The sequence below is a fragment of the Streptomyces sp. NPDC097619 genome, assembly GCF_040302735.1.
Classification (GTDB): domain Bacteria; phylum Actinomycetota; class Actinomycetes; order Streptomycetales; family Streptomycetaceae; genus Streptomyces.
This window is the reverse complement of sequence record NZ_JBEOSD010000164.1, coordinates 1-17,794: the sequence shown is the minus strand read 5'-3', so window position 1 is coordinate 17,794 and position 17,794 is coordinate 1. Positions and strand designations below refer to the sequence as shown.

Annotated in this window: 13 protein-coding genes; 9 read left to right on the top strand and 4 right to left on the bottom strand. The window is 73.5% G+C overall.

Features of this window, described 5'->3' with window-relative positions; all coding sequences use genetic code 11:
* The first annotated feature begins 185 nt into the window (after positions 1–185).
* On the top strand, positions 186–521 hold the full coding sequence (locus ABTZ17_RS31020; RefSeq protein ID WP_352199101.1) for a hypothetical protein: 336 nt from the start codon (positions 186–188) through the stop codon (positions 519–521).
* Complete coding sequence (locus tag ABTZ17_RS31015; RefSeq protein WP_352199100.1) at positions 518–856, top strand: type II toxin-antitoxin system PemK/MazF family toxin; 339 nt, start codon at positions 518–520, stop codon at positions 854–856. The genes ABTZ17_RS31020 and ABTZ17_RS31015 overlap by 4 nt, the downstream gene beginning before the upstream one ends.
* A 76-nt stretch (positions 857–932) precedes the next feature.
* Here ABTZ17_RS31015 and ABTZ17_RS31010 read toward each other — a convergent pair whose 3' ends face one another.
* The 3 genes from ABTZ17_RS31010 to ABTZ17_RS31000 form a co-directional block, all read right to left on the bottom strand.
* Positions 933–1,208, bottom strand: coding sequence for a CopG family transcriptional regulator (locus ABTZ17_RS31010; protein ID WP_352199099.1), 276 nt, complete (start codon positions 1,206–1,208; stop codon positions 933–935).
* A 137-nt stretch (positions 1,209–1,345) separates the two neighbouring features.
* Positions 1,346–2,218: a TIGR03560 family F420-dependent LLM class oxidoreductase gene (locus tag ABTZ17_RS31005; RefSeq protein WP_352199098.1), complete on the bottom strand. Its 873-nt coding sequence runs from the start codon at positions 2,216–2,218 to the stop codon at positions 1,346–1,348.
* A 71-nt stretch (positions 2,219–2,289) separates the two neighbouring features.
* Positions 2,290–4,539 (bottom strand): molybdopterin-dependent oxidoreductase, encoded by a 2,250-nt coding sequence (locus ABTZ17_RS31000; protein WP_352199097.1) that lies wholly within the window; start codon positions 4,537–4,539, stop codon positions 2,290–2,292.
* Positions 4,540–4,761: 222 nt separating this feature from the next.
* Here ABTZ17_RS31000 and ABTZ17_RS30995 point away from each other — a divergent pair, with 222 nt between their 5' ends.
* From ABTZ17_RS30995 to ABTZ17_RS30970, 6 genes are all read left to right on the top strand, one after another.
* Positions 4,762–5,514, top strand: a complete 753-nt coding sequence (locus tag ABTZ17_RS30995) for an SDR family NAD(P)-dependent oxidoreductase (protein ID WP_352199096.1) — start codon at positions 4,762–4,764, stop codon at positions 5,512–5,514.
* A 138-nt stretch (positions 5,515–5,652) separates the two neighbouring features.
* Complete coding sequence (locus tag ABTZ17_RS30990; protein WP_352199102.1) at positions 5,653–6,894, top strand: acyl-CoA dehydrogenase family protein; 1,242 nt, start codon at positions 5,653–5,655, stop codon at positions 6,892–6,894.
* A 70-nt stretch (positions 6,895–6,964) separates the two neighbouring features.
* Positions 6,965–8,392, top strand: coding sequence for an FAD-dependent oxidoreductase (locus tag ABTZ17_RS30985; RefSeq protein ID WP_352199095.1), 1,428 nt, complete (start codon positions 6,965–6,967; stop codon positions 8,390–8,392).
* 34 nt (positions 8,393–8,426) lie between these two features.
* Positions 8,427–11,279: a non-ribosomal peptide synthetase gene (locus tag ABTZ17_RS30980; protein WP_352199094.1), complete on the top strand. Its 2,853-nt coding sequence runs from the start codon at positions 8,427–8,429 to the stop codon at positions 11,277–11,279.
* A 249-nt stretch (positions 11,280–11,528) separates the two neighbouring features.
* On the top strand, positions 11,529–13,157 hold the full coding sequence (cmdF, locus tag ABTZ17_RS30975) for a tyrosine 2,3-aminomutase (RefSeq protein WP_352199093.1): 1,629 nt from the start codon (positions 11,529–11,531) through the stop codon (positions 13,155–13,157).
* 159 nt (positions 13,158–13,316) lie between these two features.
* A complete protein-coding gene (locus ABTZ17_RS30970; protein WP_352199092.1) occupies positions 13,317–14,654 on the top strand; it encodes a condensation domain-containing protein in 1,338 nt (445 codons plus the stop codon).
* A gap of 141 nt (positions 14,655–14,795) precedes the next feature.
* Here the strand turns inward: ABTZ17_RS30970 and ABTZ17_RS30965 are convergent, their stop codons facing one another.
* Entirely contained in the window at positions 14,796–15,635 is an 840-nt protein-coding gene (locus tag ABTZ17_RS30965; protein ID WP_352199091.1) for a phytanoyl-CoA dioxygenase family protein, read from the bottom strand.
* A 315-nt stretch (positions 15,636–15,950) separates the two neighbouring features.
* Between ABTZ17_RS30965 and ABTZ17_RS30960 the strand changes: the two genes are divergently transcribed.
* Positions 15,951–17,438, top strand: coding sequence for a multicopper oxidase family protein (locus ABTZ17_RS30960; protein WP_352199090.1), 1,488 nt, complete (start codon positions 15,951–15,953; stop codon positions 17,436–17,438).
* Positions 17,439–17,794 lie beyond the last annotated feature (356 nt).

Below are 17,794 nucleotides of genomic sequence, written 5' to 3'. Positions count from 1 at the left end.
CCCGCAACCCCTGACTCCCCACCCCCCACCCCCCGGGGCCCCCCCCCCGGGCGCAGGGGGCCGGGCAGCGGCGCACGAGCGCTCCCGTCCGGATGGTTCACCCGTACGTGGTCCCGCCTTGACCGGTGCCCCCCGCCGGGCGCAGACTCGATGTACGACACTTGTCATACAGGCGGGAGAGGGGCATGGCCGGCACCACGAGGTCCGGAGGCAGGAGCACGGGCGGCAAGGCGCCCCGGCGCGCGTCCACCACGACGGCCCCGGGCACCGGCCGCCTGGCGCAGGTCCGACTCCGGGCCGACGAGGTGCGCGCCCTCCAGGAGGTGATGCGCGCCCTGGACCTGGAGTCCACGTCGGACGCGTTGCGCGAGGGGCTGCGTCTCCTCGCCCGCGAGGCGGCCGAGGTCGGCGCCGCCGAAGAGATCCGCGCGTTCTACCGGGAAGGATCCGCTCCCCTGCCGGACGGCGTCACCGAGCCCACGGCCGAAGAGCTCGCGGCGGCCGACGCGATGCGGTGGTGAGCCCCGTCGCGGCGCTGCGCGGCGAGGTGTGGGGCTGCGCGCTGCCCCAGCCCCTCGGACCGCATCCAGTGGTCGTCCTGACCGTCAACCGAATCGCGCAGCCCCTGAGCTCGGTCACCGTCGCCCTGATCACCGGCACCTCGGGCCCGCGGAGCACCCACGTGCCCGTCGGCCCGGACTCCGGGCTCACGAAGTACGCCGAGTCCTACGTGAACTGCACCGACCTCCACACCCTCTCGAAAGCACGACTGCGCAGGAGGCTCGGCCTGCTGGCCCCTGCCGAACTACGGAAGGTGGAGGACGGCATCCGTCTCGTCCTCGGACTCCAGCGCTGACGTCGGAATCCGTCACGGCCCCGCCCGCCACGCCTTTCGGATGAGACCGTGCGGGGCAGCAGCCGTTCCCTCATGGTCACGCGTCCCGGTCCGCCGGGGTCGCCTCGGCGCGGCGGCGCTCGTGCTCGGCGTCGATCTCCTCCAGCATCCGGAGAGCGGCGGCATGCTCCTCGTCGCCGACGGGTCCGTGTTCCTCTTCCAGCGCGTCGACGAACTCGTGCAACCGGTCCCCGTCCCGCCGCGCGCGCAGGGCAGCGGTGACGTGCGCGGACGGGCCGCGCGCGGTGGCCTCCGCGCGGATCTCTTCGAGGAGGTCCTCGGGGATCGTCACGGTGACCTTTTCGGTTGCCATGCGACCGACCCTATGCACGCCGACTCCCCGCCATCCATCCGAACATCCGTCCCCCCGGTCCGGCCGTGACGCGCCGCTGCCCGGCCCCTTCGACAGGGGGCCGGGCAGTGGTGTGCCGGGAAGGCGGGCGGGGGTGGTCAGGCTTCGGCGACGGCCGGGAGGACGTGGGTGGCGACCAGTTCCACGGTGCGGTGCTGGTCGGGGCCGGCGAGGATGCCGATGACGCGGCTGATGCCGAGGGCGGCGAGGCCGGTGAGGGCGCCGGTCAGCTCGTCGGCGGCGGCCCGGTCGGCGACCACGAAGGGCATGATGCAGGTCTTCTCGATGGTGTCGTAGTCGCGGCCCTCCGCCTCGCAGTGGCCGCGCAGCACGTCGAGCTTGCCGGGCAGCTCCGGGCCCGGGTAGAGGTTGCAGGCGTCGGCGTGCCGGGCGACCAGGCGCAGGGTCCGCCGCTCCCCGCCACCGCCGATCATGATCTGCGGGCGGCCGAGGTTCTGCGGCACGTTGAGGGTGCGTTCCAGGCGGTGGTGGGTGCCCTCGAAGGGCTTCTCCTCGCCGCGTTCGCCCTCCCAGAGGGCCCGGCAGATCCGTACGGTCTCCTCCAGGCGCTCGTAGCGTTCGGCGAGCGGCGGGAAGGGGATGCCGAGCCCGCGGGCCTCGTCGGCGTCCCAGCCGGCCCCGATGCCGAGGTCGGCGCGACCGCCGGAGAGCACGTCGAGGGTGGTCACGGACTTGGCGAGGAGGCCGGGGGCCCGGAAGTGGACCCCGGCGACCAGCGGCATCAGCCGGATGTTCCGGGTGTGCGCGGCGATCGTGGCGAGGGTGGTGAAGCACTCCAGCATGGGCTGCTCGGGGCCGCCCATGTGGGGGCCCTGCCAGAGGTGGTCGGCTGCGCCGATCACGTGGTAGCCGGCCTCGTCGGCGGTGCGGGCGAGGCCGACGAGGGTGTCCGCGGTGCGCGCGGCCCCGCCTTCCCATGCGTAGTCCGCGAGGGACAGCCCGAGCTTCATCTGAACTCCATCCGAGGGAGGAAAAAGGGGGAAAGGGAGGACGGGGGCGGGGGAGGGAGGCGGGGGGCGCCTCAGCCGGTCAACAGCGGCAACAGGGCCGCTTCGGCGGGCACCGGCAGCTCCTGGGCCGCGGTCGCGGCCTCCGGCGGGGCCTCGGCCGCGGCGAGGACCACCGGCACCCCGTTGAAGACGGCGTTGCCGGAGATCCCGTCGAGGACGGAGTCGTCGGTGAGGGCGTTGGCGTTGTGGCCGGGGTACCGGGAGGCGACCCGGAGCGGAGAGCCCGCGTGGCCCCAGCCGTGCGGGAGGCTGACGACGCCCGGCATGACCCGGTCGGTGCGCTCCACGGGGACGACGAGGCCACCGGCGGCGGAGGTGACCTCGGCCCAGTCCCCCAGCCCGTACCGGTCGGCGGTGTCGGGGTGGACGTGCAGGGTGCAGCGGTTGCTGCCGCCGACGAGGGATTCGACGTTGTGCAGCCAGCTGTTGTTGGAGCGGAGCTGGCGGCGGCCGATGAGGATGGTCTCGGCGGCGGGGGCGGCCAGCCGCTCCGCGAGTCGGCCGAGCTCGGGTTCCAGGTCGGGGTGGGCCAGCCGGAGCCGGCCGCCGTCGGTGGCCAGGACCTCCGGGAGGCGGGGTTGCAGCGGTCCGAGGTCGAGGCCGTTGGGGTGCTTGCGCAGCTCCTCCAGGGAGAGCCCGTACGGGCCCATCTTCAGCATCACGTCGAGGACCAGCTCGGCCCCGCTCTCCCCGGTGAGCGAGGCCCGGGCCTCGGGGAGTTCCATGCCGTGGAAGGGGGTGCCGGGGATCTGGGTGCCGATGCCGAGGAGCTGGCCGAGGACCATCTCGTCGAGCTGGGCCGGTTCCGCGTCGGCGCCCGCCCCGGCCGCGATCAGGGCCAGCTTGGCGAGGATGTCGCCCTCGGAGAGCTGTCCGGGCTCCAGGGGCAGGGCGGGCGGGGAGAAGCGGGTGTAGTTCCGCACGGTGACCGTGAGGAGCAGCAGGTCGTAGTGCGGGCTCTGGAGGATCCGCGGGGGCGGCAGGATGACGTGGGCGTGCTTCGTGGTCTCGTTCAGGTACGGGTCGACGGCCACCATGAAGTCGAGGCCGGCGAGGGCCTTCTCGAAGCGGGGCCCGCTGGGCGCGGACACGACCAGGTTCCCGGCGACGGTGATGACGGCCCGGACCTGCCCCTCCCCCGGGGTCTCGATCTCGTCGACGAGGGTGCCGACGGGGAACTCGCCGAGGGCCTCGGGCAGGCCCCGGACCCGGCTGTGCCAGCGGCCCATCTCGAAGGGCTTCGGGCCCCAGGGGACCTCCATGGTGGCGGGCTTGGGGAACATCACCCCGCCGGGCCGGTCCACGTTGCCGGTGAGGACGTTGACGGCCTCGACGAGGAACTGGGTGAGGGTGGAGAACTCGGCGGTGGAGGTGCCCATCCGGGTGTAGACGGCGGCGCTGGGCGCGGCGGCCAGGTCCCGGGCGAGGGTGGTGATGTCCGCGGCGGGGATCCCGCAGAGCGGGGCGACGGCCTCGGGGCCGAAGGGGTCCGCGTACGCCCGCAGTTCCGTCAGGCCGTCCACCTCCACCCGCAGGTTCACCAGGTCCTCGGCGAAGAGGGTGTGCACGAGGGCGAGGAGCAGCAGGGCGTCGGTGCCGGGCCGGATGAAGTGGTGGGTGTCGGCGATGGCGGCGGTGCGGGTGCGGCGCGGGTCCACGACGACGAGGCGGCCGCCGCGGGCCTTGAGGGCGCGGAGCCGGCCGGGGAAGTCGGGGGCGGCGCACAGGGAGCCGTGGGATTCCATCGGGTTGGCGCCCATGACCAGCAGGAAGTCGGTGCGGTCCACGTCGGGGACGGAGATGGCGGTGCCGGAGCCGTACATGAGGCCGCCGGCCACGTGCTTGGGTATCTGGTCGATGGTGCTGGCGCTGTAGAGGTTGACGGTGCCCAGGGACTGGGCGAGGGGCATCCGGTAGAAGATCCCGCCCATGGTGTGGAAGGTCGGGTTCCCGAAGTACGCGGCGACGGCGTCGCGCCCGTACCGCTCGATGACGCCGGTGAGGCCGCGCTCGACCGTCTCGAAGGCTTCCTCCCAGCTGACCTCGCGCCAGGTGTCGCCGGTGCGGACCAGGGGGCGGGTGAGCCGGTCGGGGTCCTCGTCGATGCGGCCGAGACTGGCGCCCTTGGGGCAGATGTAGCCCCGGGAGAGGGGGTCCTTGTCGTCCCCGCGGACGGAGGCCACCCGGCCGTCGTCCTCGAGTTCGAGCCGCAGTCCGCAGACGGCGTCGCAGATCGGGCAGGTGCGGTGCACGGTGCGCAACGGGACTCCCCGGGGGTCGTGACGGAGCCGGACCGGCCGTCTCCGGCCGGGCCCGGGCCAGGCCGCTCGACGGTGCCACCCCCGCACTGGCCTGCGCATCTCCGTGGTTGCGCAGTGGGGGCGGGGGCCGGGGCAGGAGGTGTTCGGGCGGAGGCCGGCGGGGGCGGGGGCACCGCAATCCGAAAGATGCGCCGATCGGCGGGCCGTCCTGATCCTGGCCGCATGACTGACTTCGACGGCAAGACCGTACTCATCACCGGTGGTGGCAGCGGCATCGGCCTGGCCACCGCCAAGCGGCTCCTGGCCGAGGGCGCGAACGTGGTCCTGGTGGGCCGGAGCGCCGAGCGCCTGGACGCCGCCGCCAAGGAGCTGGACGCCGGGGAGCGGGTGCTGACCGTCGCCGCGGACGTGTCGCGCACCGCGGACCTCGACGGGGTCATCGCGCAGGTCCGGGCCCGCTTCGGCAGCCTGTACGGCGTGTTCGCGAACGCGGGCGTCGGCCTGAACGCCCGGACCGCGGACGTCACGGAGGAGGGCTTCGACGAGGTCGTCGCCATCAACTTCAAGGGCACCTTCTTCACGGTGCAGAAGGCGCTGTCCGTCCTGGAGGACGGCGGTTCGGTGGTCCTGAACGCGTCCTGGCTGGTGCACCGCGGCATGGGCGCCGGTTCGGTGTACGCGGCGACGAAGGCGGCCGTGCTGAACCTGCCGCGGACCCTCGCCCCGGACCTGGCCGAGCGCGGGATCCGGGTGAACGCGGTGACCCCGGGCCACATCCACACGGAGATGTTCGACATGGTCGCCCCGGTGGAGCCGGTCAAGGAGTACTTCCGCTCCCAGGTGCCGGTGGGCGCCTTCGGCAAGCCCGGGGACATCGCGGACGCGGTGGCGTTCCTGCTGTCCTCGCGGGCCGCGTACATCACGGGCCAGGAACTCGTCGTCGACGGCGGCCTGTCCGGTTCCGTTCCGGCCTGATCCGTCCTTTCCGGAGCGCGAGCGTTTCACCCGGCCCGCACCGCAATCGAAGAGATGCACCCCGGTGCGGGCCGCTGTGAACCTGCCTGCACGGCCGAGCGCCCGATTGGTCCGTCCGAGAAAAGGAACCGCGTGGCTATGACAGTGACCGCGAACAACACCGGGGCGGCTTTCTCGCTGCCGCCCGAACCCGGAACGACCGCGGAGGAGATCGTCGAACGGGCCCGCGCCATCGCCTATTCGCTGATCGACCGTCAGGCCGAGACCGAGGAGCGGACCTGCTACGCCCCCGACACCCACGAGGCGTTCGCGGCGGCCGGGCTGTACCGGATCCTGGTGCCGAAGCGGTACGGCGGCCTGGAGCTGGGCCTGGACACCTTCTTCAAGGTGGTCGTGGCCCTGACCCGGGGCTGCCCCTCGACGGGCTGGATGTACTGCCTGGGCGCGGCGCACGCCCACGCGGTGGGCACCCTGTTCGAGGAGCGGACCCAGGCGGAGGTGTTCGCGGGCGGCGAGTTCATCGCCCCGGCGACGGTGGCGCCGACGGGCACGGCCGTACCGGCCCCGGACGGCGGCTGGACGGTCACCGGCACCTGGAACTACTGCTCGGGCGCCCCCTACTCCACGCACCTGGTGGCGCACGCCCTGGTGACCCCGGAGGACGGCGGGGAGCCCTACCCGGTGATGTTCGTGGTGCCCCGCGCCGACTACGAGGTCCTCGACGACTGGGGCCACCACCTGGGGCTGAAGGGCAGCGGCTCGAACAGCGTCCGGGTGGCGGGCGCGCACGTGCCCGCGCACCGGGTGCTGCCCATGCACCTGAGCCAGGCCACCGTCACCGGCGGCACCCCGGGCCTGGCGCTGCACGGCAACAGCCTCTACGGGGGCGGGCCGCTGAGCGTGATGGTGCTGGAGGACGCCGCGCTGGCCCTGGGCATGGGGCAGGCCGCGCTGGACGCGTACGAGGAGCTGATGCGCTCCCGGCAGACGCTGTTCCCGCCGATCCTGCCGCGCACCGCGGACCCCGACTTCCAGTACTGGTACGGAGAGGCCGCCGGGCTCCTGCAGGCCGCCGAGTCGGCGCTGAACGGGGCGATCGGGCAGTGGCAGCAGTACGCGGAGCGGGGTCCGGCGTACTTCACGCCGGCCCGGGAGCTGCGGATCGTGCTGGCCTGCCGCGAGGTGATCCGGATGTGCTGGCGGGCCGTGGAGTCGTACCTGTACCCGACCGCCGGTTCCAGCGCCGTGAAACACGGCGAGCGCATGGAGCGGATCTGGCGGGACCTTTCCATGCAGCACTCCCACGCGGGAATCGCCGTGTTCCTGAATTCCCACGCGAACCGTGAGTTCTCGAAGGCCCATTTCGGAATCGGGAGCTGACATGTCTACGGCTGGAAAACGGGCTGGAAAAGCCGACAACAGCTCACTCACCTATATCGAGGAGGTTTCCGTGACGGGCGACAAGACCGGGACTCGCGCGGTGGTACTCGGCGGAAGCATCGCCGGCCTGTTCGCGGCGCGCGTGCTCGCCGACGCCTACGACGAGGTGCTCATCGTCGACCGGGACAAGCTGCTCGGGGTGGACGGCCCGCGCCGCAACTGCCCGCAGAGCCGCCACATCAACGGGCTGCTCGCGCGCGGGCAGGAGGTGATGGAGGAGTTCTACCCGGGGATCACGGAGGAGCTCTTCGCGGACGGCGTGCCCACCGGCGACCTGGCCGGGCACGTCCGCTGGTACTTCAACGGCAAGCGGCTGAAGCCGCAGAGCGCGGGCCTGACCTGCGTGGCGGCCAGCCGGCCGATGCTGGAGAAGCACATCCGCAACCGCACCCACGCCCTGCCCAACGTGGTCTTCCGCGAGGAGACCGACATCCTGGGCCTGGAGACCACCCCCGACAACCGGACCGTCACGGGCGTGTCCGTGCGCTCGGGCGACACCGAGGAGGTGCTCGCCGCCGACCTGGTCGTCGACGCCACCGGCCGCGGTTCGCGCACCCCGGTGTGGCTGGAGGACCTGGGCTACGGGCGGGTGGAGGAGGAGCGCAAGAAGATCGGCCTCGGCTACGTCACCCAGCACTACAAGCTGACGGCCGACCCGTACTTCGGGGACCTCTCCATCAACCCGGCGGCCTCCCCCGAGGTCCCGCGCGGGGCGATCTTCACGAAGACCGACGGGGACCGGGTGGAGCTGACCACCTACGGCCTCCTCGGCGACCACCCTCCCACCGACCAGGAGGGCCTGTACCAGTGGGTGAAGACCCTGGCCGTGCCCGACATCTACGAGGCGCTCCAGCACGCCGAGCCCCTGGACGAGCCGGTGGCCTTCCGCTTCCCGACGACGCTGCGGCGCCGCTACGAGAAGCTGACCCGCTTCCCCGACGGCCTGGTCGTCGTCGGTGACGCGGTCACCTGCTTCAACCCGATCTACGCCCAGGGCATGACGGTGGCGGCGCTGTCGGCGCTGACCCTGCGCGGGCACCTGCACACCGGTGCGGCCCCACAGCCCCTGCAGTACTTCCGGGACCTCGCGCACGACGTCATCGACCCGCCGTGGGAGATGACCAACAGCGTGGACCTGTCCTTCAAGGGCGTGGAGGGCGAGCGGACCGCACAGGTCCGGGCCGCCCAGTTCTACCTGAAGCTGGTGCAGAAGGCCGCGGTCACCGACGGCAAGGTCACCGCCGCCTACATGCGGGCCGCCGGCCTGGTGGCGCGGCCCGAGTCCCTGATGGAACCGGCCCTGGTCGGGCGCGTGCTGTGGAACACCGCGCGCAACCTGATCGCGGGTCTCACCGGCACCGCGCCCACCCCGGCCCCGCGCCCGGCGCCGGTGCCCATCAAGCCGGAGAAGCCCGCGAAGGACCTGGTCGCGAGCTGATCCGCGCACGGTACGGCCAGGACGGAGGGAACCAGTGATCGAGGCATCTGCGGCACCCGCCGCGCCGACCTCGGGCTCGGCACCGCCCGGTCCCCGCTCGGCGGAGGCACCGGAGACGTGGCGACCCCCGGAGGCACGGGTTCCCGACGCGCCCGGGTACCACCTGCACCGGGCGTACACCGTCACCGGGGAGTTCGACCCGGAGGCCCTGCGGACCGCCTGGCGGGAGGTGACCACGCGGCACGAGGTGCTGCGGGCCGCCCCCGCCGGGCCGGGCGGCGCCCCCGCCGCCCGGCTCGGGGTGGGGCCGGGCCGGACCGGGCACCTGGTGACCCTGCGCCTGCACCAGGCCCTCGGGGACGAGCGGTCCCTGTCGGTGCTGATGAGCGAGCTGTCCGCGCGGTACGAGGCGGCCGCCTTCGGCCGTCCGCTGCCGGACGAACTGCTGCTGCCCGCCCCGCAGTACGCGGACTTCGCGGCGCTGCGCAGGCTCCAGGAGCCGTCCGCGCACCAGCGGCGGCTGCTGGACTGGTGGGTGGGGCACCTGACCCCGCTGCCCGCCGAGCCGGCGCTGCCCGTGGACCGGGCCCGGCCGCCGGGCACGGCCACCCTGGGCGGCACCCTGCGCTTCGACTGGGGGCCGGACCTGGCGGGGCGGCTGGCGGATCTGTGCCGGGCCGAGGAGACCACCCCGTACACGGTGCTGCTGGCGGCGCTGCTGGCGGTGCTGTCCCGGCAGACCGGCGAGGACCGGCTGACGGTGGGCGTGCCGTCCAGTCTGCGGCCCGCCGGGACCCGCTTCGCCGATGTCATCGGCCCGTTCCGCAACCATCTGGTGCTGCTCGGCGACCTGTCCGGGAACCCGTCCTTCCGCGAGCTGCTGGCCCGCGTGGGACGTTCCGTACGGGCCGCCCGGGAGCACCGGGAGCTGCCGTACGGGATGCTGACGCGGGCGCTGAACGCGGACGGCGGTCGGCCGCACCGGATCCCGCTGTGCGACGTGATGTTCGTGTACGAGGACACGGCGGCCGGCGAGCTGTGGCTGCCGGGCGCGGTGGTGCGGCGGCGGCCCGCGGACGACGCGACGGCCCGCACCGACCTGACGCTGACGATCCAGCAGGCGGTGTCCTCCCTGGAGGGGTCGCTGGAGTACCGGGCGGCGCTGTTCGAGCGGGGTTCCGCGGAGGCCGTGCTGCGGCAGCTGCGGACGCTGCTGACGGCGGCGCTGGCCGCGCCGGGCTCGCCGGTGGCGGATCTGGAGCTGGCGGACCCGGAGCGCACCCGGGCCGTGGTGCGGGCCGCGGACCTGCGGGCGGCCTCCCCCGGCGGTCCGCCGGTGCACGTGGCGGTGCGGGCCGCGGCGCTGACGGCGCCCGGTTCGGCGGCGCTGGCGGGTGCCGGTACGGCCGCCTCCTACGGGGAGTTGCAGGAGCGGGCGGAGGCCGTGGCGCACGGGCTGCGGGCCCTCGGGGTGGCCCCCGGGGACCCGGTGGCGGTGCGGATGGCCAACGGGCCGGGTCGGACGGCGGCCCTGCTGGGCGCGTTCGCGGTCGGCGGGTACGCGGTCTGTCTGGCCCCCGAGAAGGCGGGCGAGCGGGGCCGCGACGTGCTCGACGGGGTGCGGCCGGTGTGCCTGCTGTCGGATCCGCCGCCGGCGGGCGCCGAGGAGGACGAGCTGGTGGCCTGGTTCCGTCGGGAGCGGGGCGGCACGGTGTTCGTGCCGTCCGAGCTGCCGCCGGCGCGGCCGCCGGTGGCCGGGTCCTCGGTGGAGTTCCCGGTGCACGCCGACCCGGACGCCTGGGCGTACGTCACGCACACCTCGGGCTCGACGGGCATCCCGAAGGGGATCCCGCAGACGCACCGGACGCTGGCGCAGCTGGCGGGCTGGTTCGCCGACGAGTTCGGCATCGGGCCGGGCTCGCGGGTGGCGCAGTGGGCCTCGCCCTCGTACGACGCGAGCCTGGTGGAGCTGTTCGCCGGACTCGCCGCCGGGGCGACCGTGGTGCCGGTCCCGGACCGGATCCGGGCGCATCCGGAGAAGCTGGCCGACTGGCTGGAGCAGGAGCGGATCACGCTGTTCCAGACGGTTCCCAGTTTCGCCCGGGAGCTGCTGGCGGTGGCCTCGCCCGCGGGCGGCCCGCGCCGCTTCCCCGCTCTGGACCACCTGCTGTTGGCGGGCGAGCCGCTGCCCGGGGAACTGGCGGGCGGCCTGCGGGCGGCCCTGCCGGGGGTGCGGTTGGTGAACCTGTACGGCGCCACCGAGACGGTGTTGGCGACCTGGCACGAGGTGACGGGCCCGGTCACGGGCACCGTGCCGGTGGGCCGGCCCATCCCGGGCCGGCAGGTGCTCGTCCTCGACGACTCCGACCGTCCCTGCCCGCCGGGGGTGACGGGCCGGATCGTGGTCACCGGCCCGCACATCACCCCCGGGTACGTGGGCGGGGATCCGGCCGACCCGGCCGGTCGGACCGCCTTCCGGCCGCTGGCCGGGACCGCGGACCGCTGCTACCGGGCGGGCGACCTGGGCCGGTGGCGGTGGGACGGGGCCCTGGAGTTCCGGGGCCGCGGGGACACCCGCATCAAGTTCTACGGGGTGCGCATGGAACTCACCGACATCGAGGCGGCCCTGGCCGCGCACGAGTCGGTGACGGACTGCGCCGTCGTCGCGCACACCGGTGCCGACGGGCTGGTCTCCCGGCTCGTGGCGTACGTGGTGCCGGCGCGGACGGCGGAGGACGCCGCGCCGGTGTCCCCGGCGGTGTGGCGGGCCTTCCTGCGGCGCCGGTTCGGCAAGTCGATGCTCCCGGTGGCCTTCCGGACCCTGGACGGCCTGCCCCGGAACGCCGGCGGCAAGGTCGACCGGCGCGCCCTGGCCGCCCTGCCCTAGACCGCGGCGGGCGCCCCGCGGCCGGTCCGGGGCGCCCGTCTCCCGCTCCACCCGTACCACCCGCGCGGCCGCGCGGGGTCCGGGACGGCCCGTACGACGGAACGCGCACGGTCGATGCCGCCCGTGCACCCGTACCGCCCGCGGCGCGCGCGAGCGCGGCCGCGGGGTCCCGAGTCCACGTCTGGTGCAGGACCCCAGCCCCGGCACCAGAGCCGTTTTCTGCCCTTTGCCTACACAGTGGAGTCAAAAATGACGATCGTCGACGCCGAACTCCAGATCGAATCGGAGAGCAGCGGGGCCGTCCAGTTCGACGGCCGGACCCTGGACATCCCCGCGGTGCGGCGCGTGGCCGAGGAGAACGCCGAGGTCGGGATCTCCCCATCCGCCCTGGCCAAGGCCGCCGAGAGCCGGCGCATGTTCGAGGACACCGTCGCCGACGGCACCCCCGTGTACGGGGTCACCACCGGCTACGGCGAGATGATCTACATGCTGGTGGACACCTCCAAGGAGGTGGAGCTCCAGACCAACCTGGTGCGCAGCCACAGCGCCGGTGTGGGCCCGCTGTTCGCCGAGGACGAGGCCCGGGCCATCGTCGCCGCCCGCCTCAACGCCCTGGCCCGCGGCTACTCCGCGGTCCGCCCGGAGCTCCTGGAGCGGCTGGCCCTCTACCTGAACCTGGGCATCACCCCGGCCATCCCGGAGATCGGCTCGCTGGGCGCCTCCGGCGACCTGGCCCCGCTGGCGCACATCGCGACCAGCCTCATCGGCGAGGGCTACGTGCTGCGCGACGGGGTCCGGGCCCGGACCGCGGACGTCCTGCGCGAGAAGGGCGTCGAGCCCCTCCAGCTCCGCTTCAAGGAGGGCCTGGCCCTCATCAACGGCACCTCCGCGATGACGGGCCTCGGTTCGCTGGTGGTGGGCCGCGCCCTGGAGCAGGTCCGCCAGGCCGAGATCGTCACCGCGCTGGTGGTGGAGGCCCTGAAGGGTTCCACCAGCCCGTTCCTGGCCGAGGGCCACGACCTGGCCCGCCCGCACCAGGGGCAGATCGACACCGCCGCGAACATGCGGGCCCTGCTGCGCGGCAGCGACCTGGCGGTGGAGCACGCCGAGCTGCGCCGCCAGGCGGAGGCCGCGAAGTCCGGGGAGGGCGTGCACCGCACGAAGGTGTACCTGCAGAAGGCGTACACCCTGCGGGCGATCCCGCAGGTGGTCGGCGCCGTCCGCGACACCCTGTACCACGCGGTGCAGAAGCTGGAGATCGAGCTGAACTCCTCCAACGACAACCCGCTGTTCTTCGAGGGTCAGGAGATCTTCCACGGCGCGAACTTCCACGGCCAGCCCATCGCCTTCGCGATGGACTACGTCTCCATCGCGCTGACCCAGCTCGGGGTGTTCTCCGAGCGCCGCACCAACCGCCTCCTGAACCGCTACCTCTCCGACGGCCTGCCGGAGTTCCTGGTCAAGGGCGACCCGGGCCTCAACAGCGGCTTCGCCGGGGCCCAGTACCCGGCCACCGCGCTGGTCGCCGAGAACCGGACCATCGGCCCGGCCTCGATCCAGTCGGTGCCGTCCAACGGCGACAACCAGGACGTGGTGAGCATGGGCCTGATCGCGGCCCGCAACGCCCGCCGCGTGCTGTCGAACAACACCCGCATCCTCGCCGTGGAGTTCCTGGCCGCGGCGCAGGCGGTGGACCTGTCCGGCCGCTACCCGCTGCTGAGCCCGGCGGGCAGGGCCGCGTACGAGCACATCCGCGCGCTGGTCCCGACCCTGGAGCAGGACCGCTTCATGTCGGACGACATCGAGCTGATCGCCGCCGCGCTGTCCCGCGGCGAGTTCCTGGCGGCGGCGGAGGCCGGCAACGCCGAGCTGCGCTGACCCGCACCGCCCGGGGCCCCGTCCGCCGCGGCGGGGCCCCGCCCCCACAGCAGGCCGGATCCGCGATCCGGCCTGCTGTGGCGCACACCGGCCCGCCCCTTCCCGCCCGACCCGCCTCCCGTCCGACCCGCCTCCCGTCCGACCCAGAATGGGGACCCCATGAGCATCCCGCTCTCCTTCAACCAGGAATTCCTGTGCATGTTCGACCAGGGCGACGAGAAGGGGCCCTTCGGTCCCGTCTACAACATCGTCGCGGGCTGGCGGCTCTCCGGGAAGGTCGAGACGGGCGCCCTCCAGGGGGCCCTGGACGACGTGGTGGCCCGCCACGAGGCGCTGCGCACCACGATCGTGCGGACCCCGGGCGGCCAGCGGCAGGAGATCGTGCCGCCGTCCCCGGTGACCCTGACCGTGCGGGACCTGCCGGAGCCGGACCCGGCGCTGCGGGACCGGCGGGCCGAGGAGCTGCTGATCGAGCTGGAGGGCGGCCTGTACGGGGTCGGGGAGCTGCCGCTGCTGCGCGCGGTGCTGGGCCGCTTCGACGAGACCGAGTCGGTACTGGTGCTGATCGTCCACCACACGGCCGCCGACGAGGTCTCCATGCAGCTGATCATCCGCGACCTGGGGGTGCTGTACGCGCGCCGCCGCGGGTACGCGACGGCGGAACTGCCGGAGGTCACGCAGTTCCGGGAGTTCGCGGTGTGGGAGCGGGAGAAGTACGCCCCGGAGGCCGACGTGAAGGCCCGGGCCTACTGGCGGGAGACCCTGGACGGGGCGGGGATCACCGGGGTGCCCACCGACCACCTGAAGTCCGCGGCCGTCCCGAAGGGCACCGCCGTGCACCGCTTCCAGGTGGACGCGGAGCTGACCTCCACCGCCCTGGCGCTGGCCAAGGAGACCCGCAGCTCGGCCTTCATGGTGCTGCTCGCCGCGTACCAGGTGTTCCTGGCGCGGAAGACGGGCGGTACGGACATCGTGGTGCCGACGATGGCCGCGGGCCGCGGCCCGGGCCGGTTCGAGAACACCGTCGGGGCCTTCTTCAACTTCGTGCCGCTGCGCACGGAGCTGGCGGGCGCGGGGACCTTCCGCGAGCTGGTGACCCGGACCAGGAGCACCTGCCTGAAGGCGTACGCGAACCCGCTGCCCTTCGGCCAGGTGGTCGCGCAGGCACCGGCGCTGGCGGCCTCCTTCGGCGCGGACGACCTCGGGGTGGTGGCCTTCCAGGTGTTCCAGTTCCCGGCGCTGGCCGGGGAGGAGGCCGGGGACCTGGTGGTCTCGGAGATCCGCCGCCGCGAGCTGTCGCAGCCGGTGAGCACGGACGTGCCGGACGGGGTGATGTTCCAGCTGGACATCGACCCGCTGTCGGGGCAGATGCTGGGGCACGTCGGCTACAACACGAACCTGTACCACGAGGCCACGATGCGGGAGTTCGCCGCCGCGTTCACGGCGGTGGCCCGGGAGACGGTGACCGCCCCGGACGCCCCGCTCAGCCTGGCCTGAGCCCCCGCCCCCCGGGTGCACCGGTACCTCCGGTGCCCCGCGGGGCGGACGCGGGGAGCGCCCCCGGCCTGCGGTGTCAGGCCGGGGGCGCTCTGCGGTGCCGGGCTGCGCGCGCCCCGGGGGGCGGGGGCGCGGAGGGTGTCAGCCGGCTTCGCGTTCGAGGACGAGGTAGGGGTCTTCCATCTCGTACCAGCCCAGGCCGGGCGGGCAGCGGTCGTATCCGAGGAGGCGGCGGACCTCTTCGGGGTAGCGCAGGACGGCTTCCTTGGGGACGGCCAGGTACTGGTTCTCCTCCTGGCGGAGGTTGCCCAGGTCGATGGCGATGGTGAGGCCGGTGCGCGGGGTGTCCGTGGTGTTGGCGCCGCCGCCGTGGTAGACGCCGCCGAGCCAGATCAGGCCGGATCCGGCGGTCATCTCGGTGGGCAGGGCCTCCTCGGCGAGCGGGGGCCGTTCGTCGTCCCAGTGGTGGCTGCCGGGGATGACCATGGTGCCGCCGTTGGCGGCGGTGAAGTCGCTCATGGCGAGCATCAACTGGACCCGGCTGGTGGGGCCGGGGTGGCGGCGCAGGTGCAGGGCGTCGTCGCGGTGCAGGGGCTGCTTGCCCTGGCCCTTGTGGATCTGGATGGCCTGGGTGCCGCTGATCTGGACGGTGGGGGTCATCTCGGTGCGGGACCGGCCGATCCACATGGGGACGGGCTTCTGCATGATCCGGCGGGCGGCGCCGAGGAAGTGCGGGTGGGTCACCACGGGGGTGAGCCGGGCGGTGCGGGCGAAGATGGAGGAGACCCGGCGGGTGCGGGTGCCGTTGTACCAGTCGGCGCTGAAGTCGTGGTCCTCCAGGGCGGGTCCCAGGTCCTCCCACAGTCCCTTCATGGTGCCCGGGTCGGCGAGGTCCTCGACGATCACCCCGCCGTCGGTCTCCAGGATCTCCACCACCTCGTCGAGCCCGGTGTCCGGCTTCACCCTCTGCAGACCCGCCATACCGCGTCACCTTCTCCGTTCGTGTGCGTCTCGCCCGGTGCGTCGCTTCCGTCCCGTAAGCGGCGCCGGCCTGCGGCGCCCCTGGCAGCTTCACATCGGACGACGGGGCGGGGCATCTCATGGATTGCGGCGGAATGCACCCCCCGCGCGGGGGCCCGGTGGGCGCTTTCCGGACTGAGTTCCTGATCACGGCGAACAGAGCAATCTCGAAGAGGGACAAGGCAGTTGGCGCTGACATGCTCGGCCCGTGCGGCCGTCGGGATCCGGGGGCCGCACCCCGGAGAGAGCACCGGCGAGCACCGACAAGGGGAAGACATGCTGGACAGACGACGCCTGCTGGCCATCGGGGCGGGGGCCGCCGTGGCGGGCGGTACGGCGGCCGTGGTCGCGGCCCGCGGGACCGCGGAGCCGGTCGCGGGGAAGACCCCTCCGGGGCACGGGCACGGCGGCGGGCACGGGCTGGCGAAGAACGCCCGGATGAGCCCGGTGGCGGCGGCCACGCCGTTCGCGGTGCGGATGCCGGTGCCTCCCGTGCTGGCCCCGGTCCGGCGCACCGCGGAGGCCGACGAGTACGAGATATCCGTGAAGAACGCGGACGTGAACGTGCTGCCCGGGATGACCACGGCGGCCATCACCTTCAACGGCCAGTTCGTCGCGCCGACGATCCGGGCCCGCTCGGGCCGCCCGGTGAAGATCCGCTACACCAACCGGCTGGACCACGGGGCGACCGTGCACGTCCACGGGGCGCACGTGTCGGCCGACAACGACGGCTACCCGATGGACCTGATCGCCCCGGGCGCCTCGCGGACCTTCACCTATCCGAACTCCCAGCCGGGCGCGACGCTGTGGTACCACGACCACACGCACCACTGGGAGGCCGAGCACGTCTACAAGGGCATGCACGGCTTCTACCTGATCGACGGCCCCGACGAGTACGGCCTGAACCTGCCGAGCGGCGCGTACGACGTGCCGATCCTGATCCGGGACGCCCACTTCGACGACAAGGGCGGCCTGATCCTGGACGTGGAGCGGCCCGAGGCCCGCTCCACCTTCCTCGCCAACGGCAAGCCGCAGCCGTACTTCCCGGTGGCCCGCCGCAAGTACCGCTTCCGGCTGTTGAACGCCTCCATCCACCGCATCTTCGAGTTGGACCTCGGCGGGGCGGAGATGGTGCAGATCGGTTCGGACGGCGGTCTGCTGCCGGAGCCGGTGAAGGTCACGAAGCTGACGTTGGCCCCCGGTGAGCGGGCCGAGGTCGTGGTGGACTTCGCCAAGCACGCCCTGGGCAGCAAGCTGACCCTGTCGGAGCCCTCGGGGCCGGTGGTGCGCTTCGACGTGGAGCGCGAGGCCGTGGACCCGAGCCGGGTCCCCGCGCGGCTGCGTCCGCTGCCCCCGCTGCCCTCGCCGGTGCGCACCCGCGAGTTCAAGTTGGCCGTGGCGCCCTCGATGATGGCGTACGCGATCAACGACCTGGAGTGGGACCCGAACCGGGTGGACGCCGTGATCAAGGAGGGCACCTCCGAGATCTGGCGGATCTACAACGCCGACACGGTGGACTCCCCCTTCGGCGGCATCGACCACAACTTCCACGTGCACCTGGTGCAGTTCCGCGTCCTGGACCGGGACGGCAAGCCGCCGGCCCCGGGCGAGGAGGGCTGGAAGGACACCGTGCTGGTGCGGCCGGGCGAGAGCGTCCGCATCCAGGCCACCTTCAAGGGCAGCCCCGGCAAGTACGTGTACCACTGCCACCTGCAGGAGCACAGCGTGGCCGGAATGATGGGCCAGCTGGAGATCACCCCCTGACCCCGGGACGGCCGGGGGCACCTGCTCCGTCCCCCGGCCGTGCCGGGCCCGCCGTGGACCGCGGGCCCGGCGCCCCGGCGCGAACCGAGGGCCCGACCGCCATCCGGCGACCGGGCCCTCGGTGCTGCACGGAGGGGACAGCCGAACGACGACGGGGCAAAAATCAACCCCACCGACGGACAGCCGAACGCCGACGGAGGCAAAATCCAGCCCCGCCGGCGTTTGAGGCGCAGGGGTCCGGGGGCGGAGCCCCCGATCGGTGACGGACAGCCGAACGCCGACGGAGGCAAAATCCAGCCCCGCCGGCGTTTGAGGCGCGGGGGTCCGGGGGCGGAGCCCCCGATCGGTGACGGACA

Bases quoted from the DNA above. Each gene is read 5' to 3' on its own strand.
- ABTZ17_RS31020 (WP_352199101.1), top strand. From the start codon at position 186: ATGGCCGGCACCACGAGGTCCGGAGGCAGGAGCACGGGCGGCAAGGCG.
- ABTZ17_RS31010 (WP_352199099.1), bottom strand. From the start codon at position 1,208: ATGGCAACCGAAAAGGTCACCGTGACGATCCCCGAGGACCTCCTCGAA.
- ABTZ17_RS31005 (WP_352199098.1), bottom strand. From the start codon at position 2,218: ATGAAGCTCGGGCTGTCCCTCGCGGACTACGCATGGGAAGGCGGGGCC.
- ABTZ17_RS30995 (WP_352199096.1), top strand. From the start codon at position 4,762: ATGACTGACTTCGACGGCAAGACCGTACTCATCACCGGTGGTGGCAGC.
- ABTZ17_RS30990 (WP_352199102.1), top strand. From the start codon at position 5,653: ATGACAGTGACCGCGAACAACACCGGGGCGGCTTTCTCGCTGCCGCCC.
- cmdF (WP_352199093.1), top strand. From the start codon at position 11,529: ATGACGATCGTCGACGCCGAACTCCAGATCGAATCGGAGAGCAGCGGG.
- ABTZ17_RS30970 (WP_352199092.1), top strand. From the start codon at position 13,317: ATGAGCATCCCGCTCTCCTTCAACCAGGAATTCCTGTGCATGTTCGAC.
- ABTZ17_RS30965 (WP_352199091.1), bottom strand. From the start codon at position 15,635: ATGGCGGGTCTGCAGAGGGTGAAGCCGGACACCGGGCTCGACGAGGTG.
- ABTZ17_RS30960 (WP_352199090.1), top strand. From the start codon at position 15,951: ATGCTGGACAGACGACGCCTGCTGGCCATCGGGGCGGGGGCCGCCGTG.